Here is a 23,250-nt window from a genome sequence, read left to right as displayed (position 1 = left end):
ATGTCGAAACTCGGCACCCTCGGCGCCCGGCTCCACCGCGGCGAGATCGGCTACGACTTCGTCGGCAAGCGTTTCATCTGGTACGGCATCTCGATCCTGATCACCATCACGGCCATCCTCGGCCTGACGGTGCGCGGCCTGAACATGGGCATCGAGTTCGAGGGCGGCGCCGTCTTCACCACCGAGAAGACCAGCACGTCGGTGAGCCAGGCGGAGAAGTACGCGGAAGAGGCCTCCGGTCACGACGCGATCGTCCAGAAGCTCGGCAACGGCGGTCTGCGGATCCAGATCTCCGGCATCGACACCGGCAAATCGGACAAGATCAAGAAAGACCTCGCCAAGAACCTGAACGTCGAGGCCGAGAAGATCAACGCCGACCTGGTCGGCCCCAGTTGGGGTGACCAGGTCGCGAACAAGGCCTGGCAGGGCCTGGTGATCTTCATGATCCTCGTCGTGATCTATCTGGCGATCGCCTTCGAATGGCGCATGGCCGTGGCCGCGCTCGTGGCGCTCATCCACGACATCACCATCACGGTCGGCATCTACGCCCTCGTCGGCTTCGAGGTGACACCGGGCACGGTGATCGGTCTGCTGACCATCCTCGGTTACTCGCTCTACGACACCGTCGTCGTGTTCGACAGCCTCAAGGAACAGACGAAGGACATCACCAAGCAGACCCGCTACACCTACAGCGAGATCGCCGACCGGTCGATCAACGGCACCCTGGTCCGCTCCATCAACACCACGGTGGTCGCGCTCCTCCCGGTCGCCGGCCTGCTGTTCATCGGTGGCGGTGTGCTCGGCGCGGGCATGCTCAACGACATCTCGCTGTCGCTGTTCGTCGGCCTCGCGGCCGGTGCGTACTCCTCGATCTTCATCGCCACGCCGCTCGTAGCCGACCTCAAGGAGCGCGAGCCGCAGATGAAGGCCCTCAAGAAGCGGGTCCTGGCCAAGCGCGCCCAGGCCGCGGCGCAGGGCGAGGCCCCGGCGGCGTCCCGGGTCAGCGACGAGCAGCCGTACGACGAGGACGACGACACCGCTGCGGCCGTCGTCGGTCCGCGCAACCAGCCGGCCTCCCGCAACCGGGGTCGCGGCCGGCCCTCGGGCAAGCGCCGATGACCGCCGTCCAGGAGCTGCTGCTCAGCCGTATCCGTGATGTGGCGGACTACCCGGAGCCGGGGGTGATGTTCAAGGACATCACCCCGCTCCTGGCGGACCCGGAGGCGTTCACCGCGCTCACCGACGCCCTGGCGGACATCGCCGTCCGCAGTGGTGCCACGAAGATCGTCGGTCTGGAGGCGCGCGGCTTCATCCTGGGCGCCCCGGTCGCGGTCCGGTCGGGCCTCGGCTTCATCCCCGTACGCAAGGCGGGCAAGCTCCCCGGAGCCACCCTCAGCCAGGCGTACGACCTGGAGTACGGCTCCGCCGAGATCGAGGTGCACGCCGAGGACCTGAGCGCGGGCGACCGCGTCCTGGTGATCGACGACGTACTGGCCACCGGCGGCACCGCCGAGGCGTCCCTCCAGCTGATCCGGCGGGCCGGCGCGGAGGTCGCCGGCCTGGCGATCCTCATGGAGCTCGGGTTCCTCGGCGGCCGGCAGCGGCTCGAACCCGCTCTCTCGGGAGCGGTGCTGGAGGCACTGATCACCGTCTGAGGCACCCCACGAAGGCGGCCTCGGGCAGACAGCGCGACAGAGGCGGGTACCGGAGGAATCCGGCACCCGCCTCTCGCGTTTCTCCAGTAGAAGGCCGTCTCAGCGGCCTGGAGGCGATGCCGGAGCCCGGGATCGCTACCATGGGCACTCCGGAGCCTGACCGGGGGACCCGGATCGCGCACGAGGAGTCCTCTTGGCAGACGAGGCCCAGCCCCTGACCGCCGCCAAGCCCGAGCCCGGCTCGGAGCCCGCGGCGACGCCCGCGCGGACCGCGAACAACGACGCGCACGGGCGGGTCGAGCACGCCCAGTCCGCCCCCGCCGACCGGGCGGCCGAGCCCCCGCGCCCCAAGCCGGTCACGCCCGAGCCCGCCCCCACCCCGGCACCCGCGCCCGCGCCGGCGGTCCGCCCGGCCTCCGGCCAGCCCGCCCGCTCCGCGTCGCCGAACCGCGTACGCGCCCGGCTGGCCAGGCTCGGCGTCCAGCGCTCCAACCCGTACAACCCGGTCCTGGAGCCGCTGCTGCGGGCGGTACGCAGCAACGACCCGAAGATCGAGACGGCGACGCTGCGCCAGATCGAGAACGCCTACCAGGTCGCCGAGCGCTGGCACCGAGGCCAGAAGCGCAAGAGTGGCGACCCGTACATCACGCACCCGCTGGCCGTCACCACCATCCTCGCCGAACTGGGCATGGACCCGGCGACCCTGATGGCGGGCCTCCTGCACGACACGGTCGAGGACACCGAGTACGGACTCGACCAGCTCCGCCGCGACTTCGGCGACTCCGTCGCGCTGCTCGTGGACGGCGTCACCAAGCTCGACAAGGTCAAGTTCGGCGAGGCCGCGCAGGCCGAGACCGTACGCAAGATGGTCGTGGCCATGGCCAAGGACCCGCGCGTCCTGGTCATCAAGCTCGCCGACCGGCTGCACAACATGCGCACCATGCGCTACCTCAAGCGCGAGAAGCAGGAGAAGAAGGCGCGAGAGACGCTGGAGATCTACGCGCCGCTCGCCCATCGCCTGGGCATGAACACCATCAAGTGGGAACTGGAGGACCTCGCCTTCGCGATCCTCTACCCCAAGATGTACGACGAGATCGTCCGGCTGGTGGCCGAGAGGGCACCGAAGCGTGACGAGTACCTGGCCATAGTGACCGACGAGGTGCAGAGCGACCTGCGCGCGGCCCGTATCAAGGCCACCGTCACCGGGCGCCCGAAGCACTACTACAGCGTCTACCAGAAGATGATCGTACGAGGCCGTGACTTCGCGGAGATCTACGACCTGGTGGGCATCCGCGTCCTCGTCGACACCGTCCGGGACTGCTACGCCGCCCTCGGCACCGTGCACGCGCGCTGGAACCCGGTCCCCGGCCGGTTCAAGGACTACATCGCGATGCCCAAGTTCAACATGTACCAGTCGCTGCACACGACGGTCATCGGGCCCAACGGCAAGCCCGTCGAACTCCAGATCCGTACGTTCGACATGCACCGCCGCGCCGAGTACGGCATCGCCGCGCACTGGAAGTACAAGCAGGAGGCCGTCGCCGGCGCCTCCAAGGTGCGGTCGGACCAGCCGAGGACCACCGGCAAGGACGACCACCTCAACGACATGGCCTGGCTGCGGCAGCTGCTCGACTGGCAGAAGGAGACCGAGGACCCCAGCGAGTTCCTGGAGTCCCTGCGCTTCGACCTGTCCCGCAACGAGGTCTTCGTCTTCACGCCCAAGGGCGACGTGATAGCGCTCCCGGCGGGCGCGACCCCGGTCGACTTCTCGTACGCGGTGCACACCGAGGTCGGCCACCGCACGATAGGGGCCCGGGTCAACGGCCGCCTCGTACCGCTCGAATCGACGCTCGACAACGGTGACCTCGTGGAGGTCTTCACCTCCAAGGCGGCCGGCGCCGGGCCCTCCCGGGACTGGCTCGGCTTCGTCAAGTCGCCGCGTGCCCGCAACAAGATCCGGGCCTGGTTCTCCAAGGAGCGCCGCGACGAGGCGATCGAACAGGGCAAGGACGCCATCGCGCGCGCGATGCGCAAGCAGAACCTGCCGATCCAGCGCATCCTCACCGGCGACTCCCTCGTCACCCTCGCCCACGAGATGCGCTACCCGGACATCTCCTCCCTGTACGCCGCGATCGGCGAGGGCCATGTGGCCGCGCAGAACGTCGTACAGAAGCTGGTGCAGGCGCTCGGCGGCGAGGAGGCGGCCACCGAGGAGATCGACGAGGCCGTCCCGCCCGCCAGTGGCCGGGGCCGCAAGCGGCGCAGCAACAACGACCCGGGCGTGGTGGTCAAGGGCGTCGACGACGTCTGGGTGAAGCTGGCCCGCTGCTGTACGCCCGTACCCGGCGACCCGATCATCGGTTTCGTCACGCGCGGTAGCGGCGTATCGGTTCACCGCAGCGACTGTGTGAACATCGAGTCACTGTCCCGCGAGCCCGAGCGCATCCTCGACGTCGAGTGGGCGCCGACCCAGTCCTCGGTCTTCCTGGTCGCCATCCAGGTCGAGGCGCTGGACCGCTCCCGGCTTCTCTCGGACGTGACCCGGGTCCTGTCCGACCAGCACGTCAACATCCTGTCGGCGGCCGTCCAGACCTCGCGGGACCGGGTGGCCACCTCCCGCTTCACCTTCGAGATGGGCGACCCCAAGCACCTGGGACACGTCCTGAAGGCCGTCCGAGGCGTCGAAGGCGTGTACGACGTGTACCGGGTGACCTCGGCCCGCAGACCGTAACCACGAGCGTGACGCAGGAGGGGCTCCCGTACGAGATGTACGGGAGCCCCTCCTGCGCGACGGCCCGGGAAAATCAGCCGCCGAACTCCTGCAGGCCCTTGAGCGCCTGGTCCAGCAGTGCCTGACGGCCCTCGAGCTCCTTCTGGAGCTTGTCGGCCCTGGCGTTGTTGCCCTGCGCCCGGGCGGTCTCGATCTGGCCGGCGAGCTTGTCCACGGCCGCCTGGAGCTGACCGGTCAGACCCTCGGCACGCGCGCGTGCCTCCGGGTTCGTCCGGCGCCACTCGGTCTCCTCGGACTCCTGAAGCGCCCGCTCGACCGTGTGCATCCGGCCCTCGACCTTCGGACGCGCGTCACGCGGGACGTGACCGATGGCCTCCCAGCGCTCGTTGATCGAACGGAAAGCGGCCCGCGCGGCCTTCAGATCCGTGATCGGCAGGAGCTTCTCGGCCTCCTCGGCCAGCTCCTCCTTGAGCTTGAGGTTCTCGGTCTGCTCCGCGTCCCGCTCGGCGAAGACCGAGCTGCGCGCCGCGAAGAACACGTCCTGGGCGCCGCGGAAACGGTTCCACAGGTCGTCCTCGTGCTCGCGCTGGGCACGGCCGGCGGCCTTCCAGTCCGTCATCAGCTCGCGGTAGCGAGCCGCCGTCGGACCCCAGTCGGTCGAGGACGACAGCGCCTCCGCCTCCGCGACCAGCTTCTCCTTGACCTTGCGGGCGTCCTCGCGCTGCGCGTCCAGGGACGCGAAGTGCGCCTTGCGACGCTTGGAGAACGCCGAACGGGCGTGCGAGAAGCGGTGCCACAGCTCGTCGTCGGACTTACGGTCGAGCCGCGGCAGCCCCTTCCAGGTGTCCACCAGCGCGCGCAGCCGCTCACCGGCGGACCGCCACTGGTCGGACTGCGCCAGCTCCTCCGCCTCGACGACCAGCGCCTCCTTGGCGTGCCGCGCCTCGTCGGACTGCTTGGCCCGTTGTTGCTTCCGCTCCTCGCGGCGGGCCTCGACGGTCTCGACGAGCTTGTCCAGCCTGACCTTCAGCGCGGCCAGATCGCCGACCGCGTGGTGGGAGTCCACCTGCTCGCGGATGTGGTCGATCGCCACCTGCGCGTCCTTCGCGGACAGGTCGGTGGTCTTGACTCGCTTCTCGAGGAGGCCGATCTCGACAACCAGGCCCTCGTACTTGCGCTCGAAGTAGGCCAACGCCTCCTCGGGGGAGCCGGCCTGCCAGGAACCGACGACCTGCTCACCGTCGGCAGTACGCACGTACACGGTCCCCGTCTCGTCGACGCGGCCCCACGGGTCGCTGCTCACAGCGCCTCCTCCACATGATGCCTGCGGAGGGCTCTGCACCCCCGGGCATCGTCCACAGTTTCGTCACGGCCAACATAGGCGACCGGCAGGGATGCTGTCCGCATCCAGCGCGACCGAAGTTTCGCAGTTGACGGTCAGGATTTCGTTACGGTCGCCTTGTTGATCACGACGGTCGCGTTCGGTGCGCCGTCGCCCTGGCCCGTGGCCTCACCGGCCGCGGCGATCTTCTTCAGGACCTTCATGCCCGACGCGGAGATCGTGCCGAACGGTGTGTAGCTGGGCGGAAGCTGACTGTCCTGGTAGACCAGGAAGAACTGGCTGCCGCCGGTGTGCGCCTGGCCGGTGTTGGCCATGGCGATCGTGCCCGCCGGGTAGGTGTTGTTCTTGAGGGATTTGTCCTTCAGGTTCTCGTCCGGGATGGTGTAGCCGGGGCCGCCCATACCGGTGCCCTTCGGGTCACCGCACTGCAGCACGTAGATGCCGTTCGTGGTGAGCCGGTGGCACTTGGTGTGATCGAAATAGCCCTTGCTCGCCAGGAAATCGAACGAGTTCACCGTGTGCGGGGCCGCCGACGTCTTCAGGGCGATGTCGATGTCGCCGCACGTCGTCGCGAGCTTCATGTCGTACTTCGCCGACGTGTCGATGGTCATCGCCGGCTCCTTCTTCCAGCTCAGCGTCTTCACCGCCCCCTCGGCCGGCTTCGCACAGGGGTCGGGAGCCTTGCTGGGCGAGGCGCTCGGAGTGACCTCGGCGCTCGCGTTCGTCTTCGACTTGCTGTCGTCGTTCTTGAAGACCCCGGTCGCATACGACACCACGCTGCCCACGACGATCACGCCGAGGACCGACGCGATCACCGAGTTGCGCACGTTCGCCTTGCGCCGCGCGGCCGTACGCCGCTGCTGCTGCCGCAAGAACTTCTCCCGGGCGAGCTGACGTCGCCGCTGTTCCTGGGTGACCACCGGGTTCTCTCCTCATGCGTCTCGTACGTCAACTGGGACGCGTGCGTCTTGTGTGACGATCGCCTGCGTGTGCCCCGTACCGTATATGGGTTCGCTGAGGAAACGGCAGCGCCGGTAGGCTCTGCGGCACTGCCACCCACCCCGTACGACCACGTACGCCACAAATCGAAGGACGATCGTGCTCATTGCCGGGTTCCCGGCCGGCGCCTGGGGGACGAACTGTTATCTCGTCGCCCCCGCCGCCGGCGAGGAGTGCGTGATCATCGACCCGGGCCACCAGGCCACCCAGGGAGTCGAGGAGACGCTCAGGAAGCATCGGCTCAAGCCCGTCGCCGTCGTCCTCACCCACGGCCACCTCGATCATGTCGCCTCGGTCGTCCCGGTCTGCGGCGCGCACGGCGTCCCGGCATGGATCCACCCCGACGACCGCTACATGATGAGCGACCCGGAGAAGGCGCTCGGCCGGTCCATCGGCATGCCGCTGATGGGCGAGCTGACCATCGGCGAACCGGACGACGTCAAGGAGCTGACGGACGGCGCGCGGCTGGAACTGGCGGGCCTCGAACTGGGCGTGGCGCACGCGCCGGGCCATACCAAGGGGTCGGTGACGTTCAGGATGCCCGAGAGCGCGGACATCCCGTCCGTGTTCTTCTCGGGCGATCTGCTCTTCGCCGGCTCCATCGGACGCACCGACCTGCCCGGCGGTGACATGGCCGAGATGCTCGACTCGCTGGCCCGCGTGTGCCTGCCGCTCGACGACTCGACCGTGGTGCTGTCCGGCCACGGCGCCCAGACGACCATCGGCCAGGAGCGCGCCACCAACCCGTATCTGCGGCAGGTGGCGGCCGGCCTTCAAGATCGCGGCGAGGGATCGAACCCCCCTCACCGACGAGGAATGTGACGAGAGACCTCCGTGAGCACCTTCAAGGCCCCCAAGGGCACGTACGACCTGATCCCGCCGGAGAGCGCGAAGTTCCTGGCGGTACGGGAAGCCATCGCGGCCCCGCTGCGCAACTCCGGCTACGGCTACATCGAGACGCCGGGCTTCGAGAACGTGGAGCTCTTCGCGCGCGGGGTCGGTGAGTCGACCGACATCGTCACCAAGGAGATGTACGCCTTCGAGACCAAGGGCGGCGACAGGCTGGCCCTGCGCCCCGAGGGCACCGCGTCCGTCCTGCGCGCGGCACTGGAGGCCAACCTCCACAAGCTGGGCAATCTCCCGGTCAAGCTCTGGTACTCGGGCTCGTACTACCGCTACGAGCGCCCCCAGAAGGGCCGCTACCGCCACTTCTCGCAGGTCGGCGCCGAGGCGATCGGCGCGGAGGATCCCGCGCTCGACGCCGAGCTGATCATCCTGGCGGACCAGGCGTACCGCACGCTGGGCCTCAGGAACTTCCGCATCCTGCTGAACTCGCTGGGCGACAAGGAATGCCGTCCGGTCTACCGGGCGGCCCTCCAGGACTTCCTCCGGGGTCTCGACCTGGACGAGGAGACGCTGCGCAGGGCCGACATCAACCCGCTGCGGGTACTGGACGACAAGCGGGACGACGTCCAGAAGCAGCTGGTGGGCGCACCGCTGCTGCGCGACTACCTGTGCGACGCGTGCAAGGCGTACCACGAGGAGGTCCGCGACCTGATCAGCGCGGCGGACGTCGCCTTCGAGGACGACCCGAAGCTGGTCCGCGGCCTGGACTACTACACGCGTACGACGTTCGAGTTCGTCCACGACGGTCTGGGCTCCCAGTCCGCGGTGGGCGGCGGAGGGCGCTACGACGGCCTGTCCGAGATGCTCGGCGGTCCCGCGCTGCCGTCCGTCGGGTGGGCGCTCGGCGTCGACCGTACGGTGCTGGCGCTCGAGGCGGAGGGCGTCGAGCTCGAACTCCCGGCCGCGACGAGCGTGTTCGCGGTGCCGCTGGGGGAGGAGGCCCGGCGGGTGCTGTTCGCGAAGGTCACGGAGCTGCGCAAGGTGGGGATCGCGGCGGACTTCTCGTACGGGGCGAAGGGGTTGAAGGGGGCGATGAAGAACGCGAACCGGAGTGGGGCGCGGTTCACGATCGTCGCCGGTGAGCGGGACCTCGCGGAGGGTGTGGTTCAGCTCAAGGACATGGAGTCCGGGGAGCAGGCTGCGGTCGGTGTGAACGAGATCGTGGCGGAGCTGGAGTCCCGGCTGGGCTGAGGGGTTTTTCCGCCCCCGCCGCCCCTACCCGTCCCATCCCTGGGGGCTGCGCCCCCAGACCCCCCTACGGCCCTGAACGGGCCTTGTCCTCAAACGCCGGACGGGCTGAAATGCGGCCCGTCCGGCGTTTGTCGTCAACCCGGTGGGTGGTGATTCCACCTCACCGTGGACGCCCACTTATGTCCACCGAACGGTGGACACGCGCCCGCGTGCGGCACAATGTCCGTGCCCGCCAACCCCCCTCTCGACGCAACGGAACGGCGTGATGACCAAGACGACAGTGATGAAGGACGGCGTCTCCACCGACGAGCCCGGGCCCCCTGCCGAGGCCTCGCGTTCCGTGGGCGGCAGTCGTGCGTTCGCCGTGATGCTGTTGCTCACCGGCGCGGCAGGGCTGCTCGCGGCATGGGTCATCACGATCGACAAGTTCAAGCTGCTGGAAGCCAAGGTCGCGGGCACGACGTTCACACCCGGCTGCAGCCTCAACCCCGTCGTTTCGTGCGGCAGCGTGATGGAGAGCAAGCAGGCAGCCGCCTTCGGGTTCCCGAACCCGATGCTCGGCCTCGTCGCCTACGGCATCGTCATCTGCGTCGGCATGAGCCTGCTCGGCCGGGCCCGCTTCCCGCGCTGGTACTGGCTCACCTTCAACGCGGGCACGCTCTTCGGGGTCGGATTCTGCACCTGGCTGCAGTTCCAGTCCCTGTACCGGATCAACGCGCTGTGCCTGTGGTGCTCCCTGGCCTGGGTCGCGACGATCATCATGTTCTGGTACGTGACCTCGTTCAACGTCAGGAACGGCTTCATCCCCGCGCCGAAGTGGCTCCGGAGCTTCTTCGGCGAGTTCACCTGGGTCGTCCCGGTCCTGCACATCGGCATCATCGGGATGCTGGTCCTGACCCGCTGGTGGGACTTCTGGACCAGCTGACAGGGCCCGCGGGCAATGTCAGTGCCGTGACATAGGGTTTTCAGCGTGGAGCCCGACCTGTTCACCGCCGCAGCAGAAGCACGCCAGGAGAAGGACCCGTCCAGCAGCCCCCTGGCCGTGCGGATGCGTCCCCGTGTCCTCGACGAGGTCGTGGGCCAGCAGCATCTGCTGAAGCCGGGCTCACCGCTGCGCAGACTGGTCGGCGAGAGCGCGGGCGGACCGGCCGGACCGTCCTCCGTGATCCTCTGGGGCCCGCCGGGCACCGGCAAGACCACCCTGGCGTACGTCGTCTCCAAGGCCACCAACAAGAGGTTCGTCGAACTGTCGGCGATCACCGCGGGCGTCAAGGAGGTCCGCGCGGTCATCGACGGGGCCCGCCGCGCGACCGGCGGCTTCGGCAAGGAGACCGTCCTTTTCCTCGACGAGATCCACCGCTTCAGCAAGGCCCAGCAGGACTCCCTGCTCCCCGCCGTCGAGAACCGCTGGGTGACCCTCATCGCGGCGACCACCGAGAACCCGTACTTCTCGGTGATCTCACCGCTCCTCTCCCGCTCCCTCCTCCTCACCCTCGAACCCCTCACGGACGACGACCTGCGCGGACTGCTGCGCCGGGCGCTCACCGACGAGCGCGGCCTCAAGAACGCCGTCGCCCTCCCCGAGGACACCGAGGAACACCTGCTGCGAATCGCCGGCGGAGACGCCCGCCGGGCCCTGACCGCCCTGGAGGCCGCCGCCGGAGCCGCGCTCGACAAGGGCGACACGGACATCACCCTCCAGACCCTGGAGGAGACCGTCGACCGCGCGGCCGTGAAGTACGACCGTGACGGCGACCAGCACTACGACGTGGCCAGCGCCCTCATCAAGTCCATCCGAGGGTCCGACGTCGACGCCGCCCTGCACTACCTCGCCCGCATGATCGAGGCTGGCGAGGACCCCCGCTTCATCGCCCGCCGGCTGATGATCTCCGCCAGTGAGGACATCGGTCTCGCCGATCCGAACGCCCTGCCGATAGCCGTCGCCGCCGCGCAGGCCGTCGCCATGATCGGCTTCCCGGAGGCCGCCCTCACCCTCAGCCACGCCACCATCGCCCTCGCCCTGGCCCCCAAGTCCAACGCCGCGACCACGGCCATCGGCGCCGCCATGGAGGACGTACGCAAAGGCCACGCGGGCCCCGTGCCGATGCATCTGCGCGACGGGCACTACAAGGGCGCCGCCAAACTCGGCCACGCGCAGGGGTACGTGTACCCGCACGACCTGCCCGAGGGGATCGCCGAGCAGCAGTACGCGCCGGAAGAGCTCAAGGACCGTACGTACTACGAACCGACCCGGCACGGAGCCGAGGCCCGGTACGCGGACGCGGTCGAGTGGACCAGGAAACACCTCGGTCGAAAGCGGTCCTGAGCAGCCTGTAGAATCCTGCCCAGTGCTGCGTCCCGTGTCCGGCTCCGGTCGGCGCCTCAGGCGGGACATCCAGCCGGATCTTCTGATCCAGGAGCGTCGCGCACCTTCGTAGGTGTCGCGGGCAGCCCACCACCACCCCGGGTTCCGGGAAAGGTCGGTGGGCCGTTCGTGTGCTGCACGTATGTGCCCAGCACAGGGGAACGGCTGCCTGGCGAGTCCCTCGTGGACCTGCCGGGAATCCCCGGCTGCGGATGCGACCTCCCGTAACCCTGAGGCAGCCGAAAAGGAAAAGGAAAAGAAGTGGCGAACCAGTCCCGCCCCAAGGTCAAGAAGTCGCGTGCCCTCGGCATCGCGCTGACCCCGAAGGCCGTCAAGTACTTCGAGGCCCGTCCCTACCCCCCGGGTGAGCACGGTCGTGGCCGCAAGCAGAACTCGGACTACAAGGTCCGTCTGCTGGAGAAGCAGCGTCTGCGCGCGCAGTACGACGTGTCCGAGCGTCAGCTCGTCCGCGCCTACGAGCGTGCCGCCAAGACGCAGGGCAAGACCGGTGAGGCCCTGGTCATCGAGCTGGAGCGTCGTCTCGACGCCCTGGTTCTGCGTTCGGGCATCGCCCGCACGATCTACCAGGCCCGCCAGATGGTCGTTCACGGCCACATCGAGGTCAACGGCGGCAAGGTCGACAAGCCGTCGTTCCGTGTCCGTCCCGACGACGTCGTGATGGTCCGCGAGCGCAGCCGCAACAAGACGCTGTTCGAGGTCGCGCGTGCCGGTGGCTTCGCCCCCGACGGCGAGACCCCGCGCTACCTGCAGGTGAACCTCGGCGCCCTGGCCTTCCGCCTGGACCGCGAGCCGAACCGCAAGGAGATCCCGGTGATCTGCGACGAGCAGCTCGTCGTCGAGTACTACGCCCGCTGATCCAGCGGTCGCGGTACCTGGTACCACCGGCTTCGCGCCTCGGCCCGTCGTCTCCCCCGCCCGCAACGGCGGGGGAGCGGCGGTTTTTCGCGTAAGGCACCCCGCGCGCGACCACGGTCCCGGCAGGTCTCGTCCGGGTACGGAGAGCTGTCTGCGGCGCGATAGGGTCGGCAGCGACTGAAGTACCCCCAGAACTCAAGTGATCCACGAGCGCAGAGAGCGGTGCGGTGTGACCGGTGGAGAGGTTGCCGGGATCCTGGTGGCGGTCTTCTGGGCGATCCTGGTCTCCTTCCTCGCCGTGGCGCTGGTGAGGCTGGCCCAGACGCTCAGGGCGACCACCAAGCTGGTCGCGGAGGTGACGGAACAGGCCGTGCCGCTGCTGGCCGACGCCTCCCAGGCCGTGCGTTCCGCACAGACCCAGATCAACCGGGTGGACGCCATCGCCACCGACGTCCAGGAGGTCACCTCCAACGCGTCGGCGCTCTCCACCACCGTCGCCTCGACCTTCGGCGGCCCGCTCGTCAAGGTCGCCGCGTTCGGATACGGCGTACGCCGGGCGATGAGCCGCACCAGGACCGACGACGCGCCCGCGCCCGAACGGGCCCGGCGCACGGTCGTCGTCGGCCGCACCGTACCGGCCCCGAAGGGGCAAAAGCGCCGCAGGCAGAAGGGCTGAACCCCGCCATGTTCCGCCGTACGTTCTGGTTCACCGCGGGTGCCGCGGCCGGTGTGTGGGCCACCACCAAGGTCAACCGCAAGATCAAGCAGCTGACCCCCGAGCACCTGGCCGCCCAGGCCGCCAACAAGGCGATCGAGGCCGGCCACCGCGTCAAGGACTTCGCCCTCGACGTACGGGCCGGGATGGCCCAGCGCGAGGCCGAGCTGGGCGAGGCCCTCGGGATCGCCGGGCCCCCCAGCCGCGCTCTGCCCCCGCAGCGGCGGTTCGCCGCCCTCGACCGCGGGTCGGAAAACCTGAAGCACGATGAGAAGCACTACGGGATGCTGGACAACACCCACCCGTACAACCGGAATGAGGACCACTGATGGAGTCGGCTGAAATTCGTCGCCGCTGGCTGAGCTTCTTCGAGGAGCGCGGCCACACCGTCGTCCCTTCGGCGTCGCTCATCGCGGACGACCCGACTCTTCTCCTGGTCAACGCGGGCATGGTCCCCTTCAAGCCGTACTTCCTGGGTGAGACGAAGCCGCCGGCTCCGCGCGCCACCAGCGTGCAGAAGTGCGTGCGTACGCCCGACATCGAAGAGGTCGGCAAGACCACCCGCCACGGCACGTTCTTCCAGATGTGCGGCAACTTCTCCTTCGGGGACTACTTCAAGGAAGGAGCCATCAAGTACGCCTGGGACCTGCTCACCAACTCCGTCGCGGACGGTGGCTACGGCCTTGAGCCCGAGAAGCTCTGGATCACCGTCTACCTCGACGACGACGAGGCCGAGCAGATCTGGCGCGAGAAGATCGGCGTGCCGGCCGAGCGCATCCAGCGCCTCGGCAAGAAGGACAACTTCTGGTCCATGGGCGTCCCCGGCCCGTGCGGACCCTGCTCCGAGATCAACTACGACCGCGGCCCCGAGTTCGGCGTCGAGGGCGGCCCGGCCGTCAACGACGAGCGCTACGTGGAGATCTGGAACCTGGTCTTCATGCAGTACGAGCGCGGTGCCGGCGACGGCAAGGAGGACTTCCCGATCCTCGGGGACCTGCCGTCGCAGAACATCGACACCGGTCTCGGTCTCGAGCGGCTCGCCATGATCCTGCAGGGCGTACAGAACATGTACGAGACCGACACCCTGCGCGTCGTCATGGACAAGGCCACCGAACTCACCGGTGTGCGCTACGGCGAGAAGCACGACTCCGACGTCTCCATGCGCGTGGTCGCCGACCACATCCGCACGTCCGTCATGCTCATCGGCGACGGCGTCACGCCCGGCAACGAGGGACGCGGCTACGTGCTGCGCCGCATCATGCGCCGCGCCATCCGCAACATGCGCCTGATGGGCGCCTCGGGACCGGTCGTCTCCGACCTCATCGACGTCGTCATCAAGACGATGGGCCAGCAGTACCCGGAGCTCATCACCGACCGCAAGCGCATCGAGACCGTGGCCCTGGCTGAGGAAGCCGCCTTCCTCAAGGCCCTCAAGGGCGGCACGAACATCCTCGACACCGCCGTCACCGAGACCAAGGCCGCCGGCGGCAGCATCCTCTCCGGCGACAAGGCCTTCCTGCTCCACGACACCTGGGGCTTCCCGATCGACCTCACCCTCGAAATGGCCGCCGAACAGGGCCTTTCCGTGGACGAGGACGGCTTCCGGCGCCTGATGAAGGAGCAGCGGGACCGCGCCAAGGCCGACGCCAAGGCCAAGAAGACCGGCCACGCCGACCTGGGCGCCTACCGCGAGATCGCCGACGCCGCCGGTGAGACCGAGTTCGTCGGCTACGACCGTACCGAGGGCGAGTCGACGGTCGTCGGCATCCTCGTCGACGGCGTCTCCTCCCCGGCCGCCACCGAGGGCGACGAGGTCGAGATCGTCCTCGACCGCACCCCGTTCTACGCCGAGGGCGGCGGTCAGATCGGTGACACCGGCCGGATCAGGATCGACACCGGTGCCGTCATCGAGGTCCGCGACTGCCAGAAGCCGGTGCCCGGCGTGTACGTCCACAAGGGCGTCGTCCAGGTCGGCGAGGTGACCGTCGGCGCCAAGGCCCAAGCCGCCATCGACGTGCGCCGCCGCAAGGCCATCGCCCGCGCCCACTCGGCCACCCACCTCACCCACCAGGCCCTGCGCGACGCCCTCGGCCCGACGGCCGCCCAGGCCGGTTCCGAGAACCAGCCGGGCCGGTTCCGCTTCGACTTCGGTTCCCCGTCCGCCGTACCGACGGCCGTGATGACCGACGTCGAGCAGCAGATCAACGAGGTGCTCGCCCGCGACCTGGACGTGCACGCCGAGATCCTCAGCCTCGACGAGGCCAAGAAGCAGGGCGCCATCGCCGAGTTCGGCGAGAAGTACGGCGAGCGCGTGCGCGTCGTGACGATCGGCGACTTCTCCAAGGAGCTGTGCGGCGGTACCCACGTCCACAACACCGCCCAGCTCGGCCTGGTCAAGCTGCTCGGCGAATCGTCCATCGGTTCGGGTGTCCGGCGTATCGAGGCCCTGGTCGGTGTGGACGCCTACAACTTCCTGGCCCGGGAACACACGGTCGTCGCCCAGCTCCAGGAGCTGGTCAAGGGCCGTCCCGAGGAGCTTCCGGAGAAGGTCTCCGCCATGCTCGGCAAGCTGAAGGACGCCGAGAAGGAGATCGAGAAGTTCCGCGCCGAGAAGGTTCTCCAGGCCGCCGCCGGTCTCGCCCAGGGCGCCAAGGACGTACGCGGTGTCGCTGTCGTCACCGGCCAGGTCCCGGACGGCACGACCCCGGACGACCTGCGCAGGCTGGTCCTCGACGTGCGGGGCCGTATCTCCGGTGACCGGGCCGCCGTCGTCGCCCTGTTCACCGTGGCGAACGGCAAGCCGCTGACGGTCATCGCCACCAACGAGGCCGCCCGCGAGCGCGGTCTCAAGGCGGGCGACCTGGTTCGTACGGCCGCCAAGACCCTCGGTGGCGGCGGTGGCGGCAAGCCCGACGTCGCCCAGGGCGGTGGCCAGAACCCGGCCGCCGTCGGCGAGGCCGTCGACGCCGTCGAGCGCCTTGTGGCGGAAACGGCCAAGTGAGCGGCGACGGAAACACCCTGCGCCGCGGCCGTCGACTCGCGATCGACGTCGGGGACGCCCGGATCGGGGTCGCCTCGTGCGACCCCGACGGGATCCTCGCCACTCCGGTGGAGACGGTCCCGGGCAGGGACGTTCCCGCAGCTCAGCGCCGGTTGAAGCAACTCGTCGACGAGTACGAACCCATCGAGGTCGTCGTCGGCCTCCCTCGCTCCCTCAAGGGGGGCGAGGGCCCCGCCGCCGTGAAGGTCCGCGCATTCGCCCAGGAGCTGGCCCGCCTGGTCGCACCCGTCCCGGTGCGCCTGGTGGACGAGCGGATGACGACGGTCACGGCCAGTCAGGGACTGCGCGCATCGGGCGTGAAATCGAAAAAGGGCAGATCGGTCATTGACCAGGTCGCAGCCGTGATCATCCTCCAACAGGCCCTGGAATCCGAACGAGTGTCAGGTAAAGCACCTGGCGAGGGCGTCGAAGTGGTCATCTGATCGCGATACGGTAACGTTCCGCGCGATTGTGGCTCTGTTCGAACAGTAGCCGCACAGTAAGAGGCGGAACGGTAGCGGTGATGTGGGGGCCGCGTGATCGGCCGCCTCGCGGCTCTAGGGGATTGATGACTGAGTATGGCCGGGGCCAGGGCTCCGAACCGTGGCATCCGGAGGACCCGTTGTACGGGGACGGCGGATGGGAAGGACAGCAGGCCCAGGCCGGCCAGTCCTCCTACGGCGGCCAGCCGCAGCACTACCCGCAGCAGCCGCAGCAGCAGTACGGCGAGTGGGGCGCCGACGGCCAGCAGGCGGCCTACGGCCAGGCGCAGCAGCAGTACCCGCACCAGCAGTATCCGCAGCAGTACCAGCAGCACCCCCAGCATCAGCAGCAGCAGTACTCGCAGCAGTACGGCGAGCAGGCTCAGCAGCAGTACGTAGATCAGGGCCAGCAGCAGTACGCGAACGGCGGCTGGGGCAACGGCCAGCAGGCGCAGGTCCCCTACCCGGCCGATCCCACGGACCCGTACGCCCAGCAGGCTGCCGCCGCGTACGGCGGCCAGCAGCAGCCCGACTACTACGGCACCCCCGACGCGTATCCGCCGCCGGAGCCGCCGGCCAGGCGCCGTGCGGAGCCGGAGCCCCAGCCGGATCCGGAACCGGAGCCACAGACCGGCTGGGACCCGGGTCCCGACCAGGGTGAGCACGCCTTCTTCGCGGGCGGCGACGATGACGACGAGCCCGGCGACGAGGCGGAGGGTCGCCGGGATCGTGGCTCACGGAAGGGCCGGGACGGCGGCAAGGGCGACAAGAGCGAGAAGGGCGGTAAGGGCGGCAAGAGCAAGAAGGGCCGCAGCGGAACCGCCTGCCTGATCGTCGTCCTGGTGTTCGGTGGCGGCATCGCCGGAATCGGATATTTCGGGTACCAGTTCTACCAAAATCGTTTCGGCGCTCCTCCGGACTTCACCGGCGACGGCACGAGCGCGACGGTGACCGTCGAGATCGCCAAGGGCGCGGGCGGCTACGAGATCGCGCAGGCGCTGAAGGAGAAAGGTGTCATCGCGAGTGTCGACGCCTTTGTCACCGCGCAGGCGAACAATCCGGACGGGAAAAAGATCCAGGCCGGTGTCTATGTCCTGAACAAGGAGATGTCCGCCAAGAGTGCCGTCGCGCTGATGCTCGATCCCAAGAGCCAGAACAATATGATCGTCGCTCCCGGGCAGCGCAATGCGACGGTCTACAAGGCCATCGACGAGAAACTCGGGCTTCCCGCGGGTACCACCGCGAGGGTCGCCAAGAAGGACTACAAGAGTTTCGGCCTGCCGGACTGGGCGAACGACAACAAGGACATCAAGGACCCGCTCGAAGGTTTCCTTTACCCGACGACCTATCCGGCCGCCAAGGGGATGAAACCCGCGGAAGTCCTGAAGGAAATGGTCGCGGCGGCCACCGCCAAGTACGCCTCGCTCAACCTCGAAGCGAAGGCCAAGGAGCTCAAGCTCGACGGCCCGTTGCAGGTCCTCACGGTTGCGAGCCTCGTGGAGGCCGAGGGCAAGACAAGCGACGACTACCGCAAGATGGCGGAAGTTGTCTACAACCGTATCGATTACTCGAACCCCGAGACCTATGGGGCCGTGCAATTCGACTCCACCTACAACTATGCGAAGAACCAGAGCAATATCGACATTAGTGAGTCGGAGATCAAGGGCAACAAGGACCCGTACAACACGTACACCAACAAGGGTCTGCCGCCCGGCCCCATCGGAAACCCGGGCGATGTGGCGATGAAGGCGGCACTGAATCCGACCCACGACGGCTGGTACTACTTCGTGGCGACCGACGGCGTGAGCAAGACCGAGTTCGCCAAGACGCACGACGCATTCCTCAAGCTCAAGGAAAAGTTCGATGCAAGAAAGAGCGGCTGACACCCGCCGGGCAGCCGTGCTCGGTTCTCCCATCGCGCACTCCCTCTCCCCGGTACTGCACCGAGCCGCCTACGAGGCACTGGGGCTCACCGGCTGGACGTACGACCGCTTCGAGGTCGACGAGTCGGGGCTGGCGGAGTTCCTGGGCGGCCTCGGGCGGGAGTGGGCGGGACTCTCGCTCACGATGCCCCTGAAGCGGGCCGTCATCCCGCTGCTCGACGAGGTCAGCGAGACGGCCGCGTCGGTGGAGGCCGTCAACACCGTCGTGTTCGAAGCCGACGGCAGGCGCGTCGGCGACAACACCGACATCCCCGGGATCGTGGGCGCCCTGCGCGAGCACGGCATCGAACAGGTCGACTCCGCCGCGATCCTCGGCGCCGGAGCCACCGCCTCCTCCGCCCTGGCCGCGCTCACCCGGATCTGCACCGGCGAGGTCGTCGTCTACGTCCGCAGCGAGGCCCGGGGCGCCGAGATGAGGCAGTGGGGCGAGCGCCTCGACATCGAGGTCCGTACGGCGGACTGGGCGGACGCGGCCCACGCGCTGCACGCCCCGCTGGTGATCGCCACCACCCCGGCCGGCGCGACGGACGAGCTGTCCCACGCGGTCCCGGAACGGCCCGCGACCCTCTTCGACGTGCTCTACCACCCCTGGCCGACCGACCTGGCGGCCCGCTGGTCGGCGTACGGCGGCGCGGTCGTCAGCGGACTCGACCTGCTCGTGCACCAGGCGGTGCTCCAGGTGGAACAGATGACCGGCTGCGTCCCGGCCCCGTTGGGCGCCATGCGCAGGGCCGGCGAGAAGGCACTCGCCGACCGCTGACCCGACACCACGCCGCGTCCGGTGGCTGGACCGCCGATCAGGTATTCGGCCCGGACGTGGGAGGATCGGAAGGTGGCGGGCCTGGGCCGCGCACCCGGTCACGCCGACGCCGTACGCGAGGACGCGCGTACGCAGGCAGCACCAGGGCGCGAGTATGAGGAGCACCGTTGAGCAGGTTGCGCTGGTTGACCGCGGGGGAGTCCCACGGTCCCGCTCTTGTCGCGACGTTGGAGGGTCTTCCGGCCGGCGTGCCGGTCACCACGGAGCTGGTGGCGGACCACCTGGCGCGGCGGCGGCTGGGCTATGGGCGCGGTGCCCGGATGAAGTTCGAGCGGGACGAGATCACGTTCCTCGGTGGTGTGCGGCACGGGTTGTCGATGGGTTCGCCGGTCGCGGTGATGGTCGGCAACACGGAGTGGCCGAAGTGGGAGCAGGTGATGGCGGCCGATCCGGTGGATCCGGAGATCCTGGCCGGACTCGCCCGTAACGCGCCCTTGACCCGTCCCCGTCCTGGTCACGCCGACCTCGCGGGGATGCAGAAGTACGGTTTCGAGGAGGCCCGTCCGGTCCTGGAGCGTGCTTCCGCGCGGGAGACGGCGGCGCGGGTCGCGCTGGGTGCGGTGGCCCGTTCGTTCCTGAAGGAGGCGGCGGGGATCGAGATCGTCTCGCACGTCGTGGAACTGGCGGCGGCGAAGGCGCCCTACGGTGTCTACCCCAGGCCCTCGGATGTGGAGAGGCTGGACGCGGACCCGGTGCGGTGCCTGGACGCTGACGCGTCGAAGGCGATGGTCGCGGAGATCGACCAGGCCCACAAGGACGGCGACACGCTGGGCGGTGTGGTGGAGGTGCTGGCGTACGGCGTGCCGGTGGGTCTGGGCTCGCACGTGCACTGGGACCGGCGTCTGGACGCGCGGCTGGCCGCCGCGTTGATGGGTATCCAGGCCATCAAGGGTGTCGAGGTCGGTGACGGTTTCGACCTGGCGCGTGTGCCGGGTTCGAAGGCGCACGACGAGATCCTTGCCACCGACGACGGCATCCGGCGTGCGACCGGCCGTTCCGGTGGTACCGAGGGCGGTCTGTCCACGGGTGAGCTGTTGCGGGTGCGGGCGGCGATGAAGCCGATCGCGACCGTTCCGCGTGCCCTGCAGACCGTGGATGTGGTGACCGGTGAGGCGACGCAGGCGCATCACCAGCGCTCGGACGTGTGTGCGGTCCCGGCGGCGGGCATCGTGGCCGAGGCGATGGTGGCCCTTGTTCTGGCCGACGCGGTGGTGGAGAAGTTCGGCGGCGACAGCGTGCCCGAGACGCGCCGCAACGTGGAGTCCTACCTCGAACACCTGATCGTCCGGTGAGCGCGGTGCAGATTGTGCTGGTCGGGCCGATGGGCGTCGGCAAGTCCACCGTCGGACGGTTGCTGGCCGAACGCCTCGACTGTGCGTACCGGGACACGGACGACGACATCGTGGCCGAGCAGGGCCGCACGATCGCCGACATCTTCGTCGACGAGGGCGAGCCGGCCTTCCGGGCGATCGAGAAGCAGGCGGTGCGGCGGGCGCTGGCCGAGCACGACGGCGTACTCGCCCTCGGCGGCGGCTCGATCCTCGACGAGGACACCCGCGAGCTGCTGGCGGGACACCGGGTCGTGTACCTCTCGATGGACGTGGAGGAAGCGGTCCAGCGCACCGGCCTGAACGCGGCCCGTCCACTGCTGGCGGTCAATCCGCGCCGGCAGTGGCGTGAGCTGATGGAGGCCCGCCGCCACCTGTACACGGAGGTCGCGGACGCGGTCGTCGCCACCGACGGCCGTACGCCCGAAGAGGTCACCCAAGCCGTCCTGGACGCACTGGAGTTGAAGTCAGCATGAGCAGCGAGGCAGTGACGCGGATCCAGGTCGGCGGCACGGCGGGCAGCGAGCCGTACGAGGTCCTGATCGGCCGCCAGCTCCTGGAGGAGCTGGGTGGACTGATCGGGTCCAACGCGCAGCGGGTGGCGGTGATCCACCCCGAGGCGCTGGCCGAGACGGGCGAGGCGTTGCGCGCCGACCTGGCGGGTCAGGGCTTCGAGACGGTGGCCATTCAGGTGCCGAACGCGGAGGAGGCCAAGACGGCGGAGGTGGCCGCGTACTGCTGGAAGGCGCTCGGTCAGTCCGGTTTCACGCGTACCGACGTCATCGTGGGCGTCGGGGGCGGGGCGACCACCGACCTGGCCGGGTTCGTGGCGGCGACCTGGCTGCGCGGGGTGCGCTGGATCGCGATCCCGACGACGGTGCTGGCGATGGTGGACGCGGCGGTCGGCGGCAAGACCGGCATCAACACGGCCGAGGGCAAGAACCTGGTCGGCGCCTTCCACCCGCCGGCCGGGGTGCTGTGCGACCTGGCCGCGCTGGACTCGCTTCCGGTCAACGACTACGTGTCGGGGCTCGCGGAGATCATCAAGGCCGGTTTCATCGCCGACCCGGTGATCCTGGAGCTGATCGAGTCCGACCCGCAGGCCGCCCGCACTCCGGCCGGTCCGCACACCGCCGAGCTGATCGAGCGGTCGATCAAGGTGAAGGCGGAGGTCGTCTCCTCGGACCTGAAGGAGTCGGGTCTGCGCGAGATCCTCAACTACGGGCACACACTGGCCCACGCCATCGAGAAGAACGAGCGCTACCAGTGGCGGCACGGCGCGGCGGTGTCCGTCGGTATGCACTTCGCGGCCGAACTGGGGCGCCTGGCCGGGCGGTTGGACGACGCGACGGCCGACCGCCACCGTACGGTCCTGGAATCCGTCGGCCTGCCGCTGCACTACCGCTACGACCAGTGGCCCAAGCTGCTGGAGACGATGAAGGTCGACAAGAAGTCGCGGGGCAACCTGCTGCGCTTCATCGTCCTCGACGGACTGGCCAAGCCGACCGTCCTGGAAGGCCCCGATCCGGCCGTTCTCCTCGCCGCCTACGGCGAAGTGGGGGAGTAGCTCCCCGCTCGGGCGCTTGGCCCGATTCGCCTGTGGCGACGGGCACTTCGGGCCGTCCCGGGCCGTTCACCAAACGACGGCCCGGGACGGTACCGTTCACTGGCGAGCGGGGTCCGTGCCCCGTCGGCCAGCGCGAATCGCCTGTACGAGATGGAGTGGCACCGGATGCAGCACGCAGTGGGGTCTCCGCTGCCGCCGCCCCACCAGCCGGGGCAAGGACCGGGCGCCGACTGGTCGTCGGCCGCCCCGCACGCGGGGCAGCAACACCCGGGCGCGCACCCGCCGCCACCGGTCTACACCGGGGGAGCACCATCCGGGCCGGGTCCGCAGGCGCCGCAGCATCCGCCTGTCCCACAGCACGCTCCCGTGCCGCAGCATGCCCCCGTCCCGCAGCATGTGCCGGTGCCGCCCGCGCACGACACCACCGGCCATGTACAGCTGCCCCAGGGCGACTTCGTCCCGACGCCGGGTCCGCCGTCCGCCGCCGGGCCCGTCGACCCCGCCGCCGCGCCCCTCGCCGTGCTGCTGATCGGCCCCGCCGGCGCAGGGAAGACGAGCGTCGCGAAGTACTGGGCGGACCATCGCCGGGTGCCCACCGCGCACATCAGCCTCGACGACGTACGGGAATGGGTCCGCTCGGGATTCGCCGACCCGCAGTCGGGGTGGAACGACCACTCGGAGGCGCAGTACCGCCTCGCCCGTCGCACCTGCGGCTTCGCCGCGCGGAACTTCCTGGCCAACGGCATCTCGTGCATCCTCGACGACGCGGTGTTCCCCGACCGTCCGGTTGTCGGCCTCGGCGGCTGGAAGCGGCATGTGGGGCCCGGTCTGCTTCCGGTCGTGCTGCTGCCCGGTCTGGAGGTCGTCCTCGAGCGCAACGCCGAGCGGTCCGGCAACCGGCGGCTCACGGACGAGGAGGTTGCCCGCATCCATGGGCGGATGGCGGGCTGGTACGGCTCGGGGCTTCCGATCATCGACAACTCGCAGCTCGATGTTCCGGCGACGGCTCGGGTACTGGACGATGTCCTCGCGCGGCTGCTGGCCAGTCCGCCGAAGTGGTAGCGCAGGGTACGCGTGCCGGCAGGCCTGCGCCTGCGGGGTCCTTCGCGGGGCGGGGTGGGCCGAAGGAGTGGTCGCCCCGCCGCCCTTACCCGTCCCATCCCTGGGGGCTGCCGCCCCCAGACCCCCGCTTTCGGCCCTGAAAGGGCCTCGTCCTCAAACGCCGGACGGGCTGAAAATTAGCCCCTCCGGCGTTTGAGGAGCGGGGGTTCGGGGGCAGCGCCCCCGAGG

The 23,250-nt window shown here is 69.2% G+C and carries 20 protein-coding genes; 18 read left to right on the top strand and 2 right to left on the bottom strand.

Translation table 11 applies throughout. The features are described from left to right. From secF to ABZ855_RS46230, 3 genes are all read left to right on the top strand, one after another. On the top strand, positions 1-1,119 hold the full coding sequence (gene secF / locus ABZ855_RS46240; protein ID WP_360819388.1) for a protein translocase subunit SecF: 1,119 nt from the start codon (positions 1-3) through the stop codon (positions 1,117-1,119). After that, positions 1,116-1,655 carry an adenine phosphoribosyltransferase gene (locus ABZ855_RS46235; protein WP_360819386.1) on the top strand — a complete coding sequence of 180 codons (540 nt, stop codon included), beginning with the start codon at positions 1,116-1,118 and terminating at the stop codon, positions 1,653-1,655. The genes secF and ABZ855_RS46235 overlap by 4 nt, the downstream gene beginning before the upstream one ends. Before the next feature lie 193 nt (positions 1,656-1,848). Next, positions 1,849-4,386 (top strand): bifunctional (p)ppGpp synthetase/guanosine-3',5'-bis(diphosphate) 3'-pyrophosphohydrolase, encoded by a 2,538-nt coding sequence (locus ABZ855_RS46230; protein ID WP_360819383.1) that lies wholly within the window; start codon positions 1,849-1,851, stop codon positions 4,384-4,386. A gap of 73 nt (positions 4,387-4,459) precedes the next feature. On the opposite strand, the gene ABZ855_RS46225 is transcribed toward ABZ855_RS46230, so the two are convergent. Together ABZ855_RS46225 and ABZ855_RS46220 are read right to left on the bottom strand one after the other, a co-directional pair. Continuing rightward, complete coding sequence (locus tag ABZ855_RS46225; protein WP_360819380.1) at positions 4,460-5,689, bottom strand: DUF349 domain-containing protein; 1,230 nt, start codon at positions 5,687-5,689, stop codon at positions 4,460-4,462. A gap of 134 nt (positions 5,690-5,823) precedes the next feature. Continuing rightward, positions 5,824-6,648 (bottom strand): peptidylprolyl isomerase, encoded by an 825-nt coding sequence (locus ABZ855_RS46220; protein WP_360819377.1) that lies wholly within the window; start codon positions 6,646-6,648, stop codon positions 5,824-5,826. A 178-nt stretch (positions 6,649-6,826) separates the two neighbouring features. On the opposite strand from ABZ855_RS46220, the gene ABZ855_RS46215 reads away from it, so the two are divergent. The 15 genes from ABZ855_RS46215 to ABZ855_RS46145 all read left to right on the top strand — a co-directional run bounded on the left by ABZ855_RS46215 (position 6,827) and on the right by ABZ855_RS46145 (position 23,022). After that, positions 6,827-7,549, top strand: a complete 723-nt coding sequence (locus ABZ855_RS46215; protein WP_360819374.1) for an MBL fold metallo-hydrolase — start codon at positions 6,827-6,829, stop codon at positions 7,547-7,549. 12 nt (positions 7,550-7,561) lie between these two features. After that, entirely contained in the window at positions 7,562-8,824 is a 1,263-nt protein-coding gene (gene hisS, locus ABZ855_RS46210) for a histidine--tRNA ligase (protein WP_360819371.1), read from the top strand. A 265-nt stretch (positions 8,825-9,089) separates the two neighbouring features. Further along, positions 9,090-9,749 carry a vitamin K epoxide reductase family protein gene (locus ABZ855_RS46205; protein ID WP_360819368.1) on the top strand — a complete coding sequence of 220 codons (660 nt, stop codon included), beginning with the start codon at positions 9,090-9,092 and terminating at the stop codon, positions 9,747-9,749. A gap of 45 nt (positions 9,750-9,794) precedes the next feature. Beyond that, a complete protein-coding gene (locus tag ABZ855_RS46200; protein ID WP_360819365.1) occupies positions 9,795-11,150 on the top strand; it encodes a replication-associated recombination protein A in 1,356 nt (451 codons plus the stop codon). A 300-nt stretch (positions 11,151-11,450) separates the two neighbouring features. After that, positions 11,451-12,065: a 30S ribosomal protein S4 gene (gene rpsD / locus ABZ855_RS46195; protein ID WP_319208211.1), complete on the top strand. Its 615-nt coding sequence runs from the start codon at positions 11,451-11,453 to the stop codon at positions 12,063-12,065. Positions 12,066-12,294: 229 nt separating this feature from the next. Next, on the top strand, positions 12,295-12,741 hold the full coding sequence (locus tag ABZ855_RS46190) for a DUF948 domain-containing protein (protein WP_360819361.1): 447 nt from the start codon (positions 12,295-12,297) through the stop codon (positions 12,739-12,741). An 8-nt stretch (positions 12,742-12,749) separates the two neighbouring features. After that, the gene (locus ABZ855_RS46185) at positions 12,750-13,109 is read left to right on the top strand and encodes a DUF6167 family protein (protein WP_319208215.1); all 360 of its coding nucleotides are present in this window, start codon (positions 12,750-12,752) and stop codon (positions 13,107-13,109) included. Further along, positions 13,109-15,781 carry an alanine--tRNA ligase gene (gene alaS / locus ABZ855_RS46180; RefSeq protein WP_360819358.1) on the top strand — a complete coding sequence of 891 codons (2,673 nt, stop codon included), beginning with the start codon at positions 13,109-13,111 and terminating at the stop codon, positions 15,779-15,781. Before ABZ855_RS46185 ends, alaS begins: the two co-directional genes overlap by 1 nt. 17 nt (positions 15,782-15,798) lie before the next feature. After that, entirely contained in the window at positions 15,799-16,263 is a 465-nt protein-coding gene (gene ruvX / locus ABZ855_RS46175; RefSeq protein ID WP_360819411.1) for a Holliday junction resolvase RuvX, read from the top strand. A 125-nt stretch (positions 16,264-16,388) separates the two neighbouring features. Then, positions 16,389-18,185 carry an endolytic transglycosylase MltG gene (gene mltG, locus ABZ855_RS46170; RefSeq protein ID WP_360819356.1) on the top strand — a complete coding sequence of 599 codons (1,797 nt, stop codon included), beginning with the start codon at positions 16,389-16,391 and terminating at the stop codon, positions 18,183-18,185. Then, positions 18,166-19,005: a shikimate dehydrogenase gene (locus tag ABZ855_RS46165; protein WP_360819353.1), complete on the top strand. Its 840-nt coding sequence runs from the start codon at positions 18,166-18,168 to the stop codon at positions 19,003-19,005. The genes mltG and ABZ855_RS46165 overlap by 20 nt, the downstream gene beginning before the upstream one ends. A 167-nt stretch (positions 19,006-19,172) precedes the next feature. Next, positions 19,173-20,357, top strand: coding sequence for a chorismate synthase (gene aroC / locus ABZ855_RS46160; protein WP_360819350.1), 1,185 nt, complete (start codon positions 19,173-19,175; stop codon positions 20,355-20,357). Beyond that, on the top strand, positions 20,354-20,869 hold the full coding sequence (locus ABZ855_RS46155; protein ID WP_360819347.1) for a shikimate kinase: 516 nt from the start codon (positions 20,354-20,356) through the stop codon (positions 20,867-20,869). Before aroC ends, ABZ855_RS46155 begins: the two co-directional genes overlap by 4 nt. Beyond that, complete coding sequence (gene aroB / locus ABZ855_RS46150) at positions 20,866-21,960, top strand: 3-dehydroquinate synthase (protein ID WP_360819344.1); 1,095 nt, start codon at positions 20,866-20,868, stop codon at positions 21,958-21,960. The genes ABZ855_RS46155 and aroB overlap by 4 nt, the downstream gene beginning before the upstream one ends. A 165-nt stretch (positions 21,961-22,125) precedes the next feature. Then, positions 22,126-23,022, top strand: coding sequence for a Pro-rich N-terminal domain-containing protein (locus tag ABZ855_RS46145; RefSeq protein ID WP_360819341.1), 897 nt, complete (start codon positions 22,126-22,128; stop codon positions 23,020-23,022). Positions 23,023-23,250: the final 228 nt, after the last annotated feature.

This window comes from Streptomyces sp. NPDC047042, from assembly GCF_040644035.1.
In the GTDB taxonomy this organism is placed as follows: Bacteria; Actinomycetota; Actinomycetes; order Streptomycetales; family Streptomycetaceae; genus Streptomyces.
This window is presented reverse-complemented; position numbering and strand designations above follow the sequence as displayed.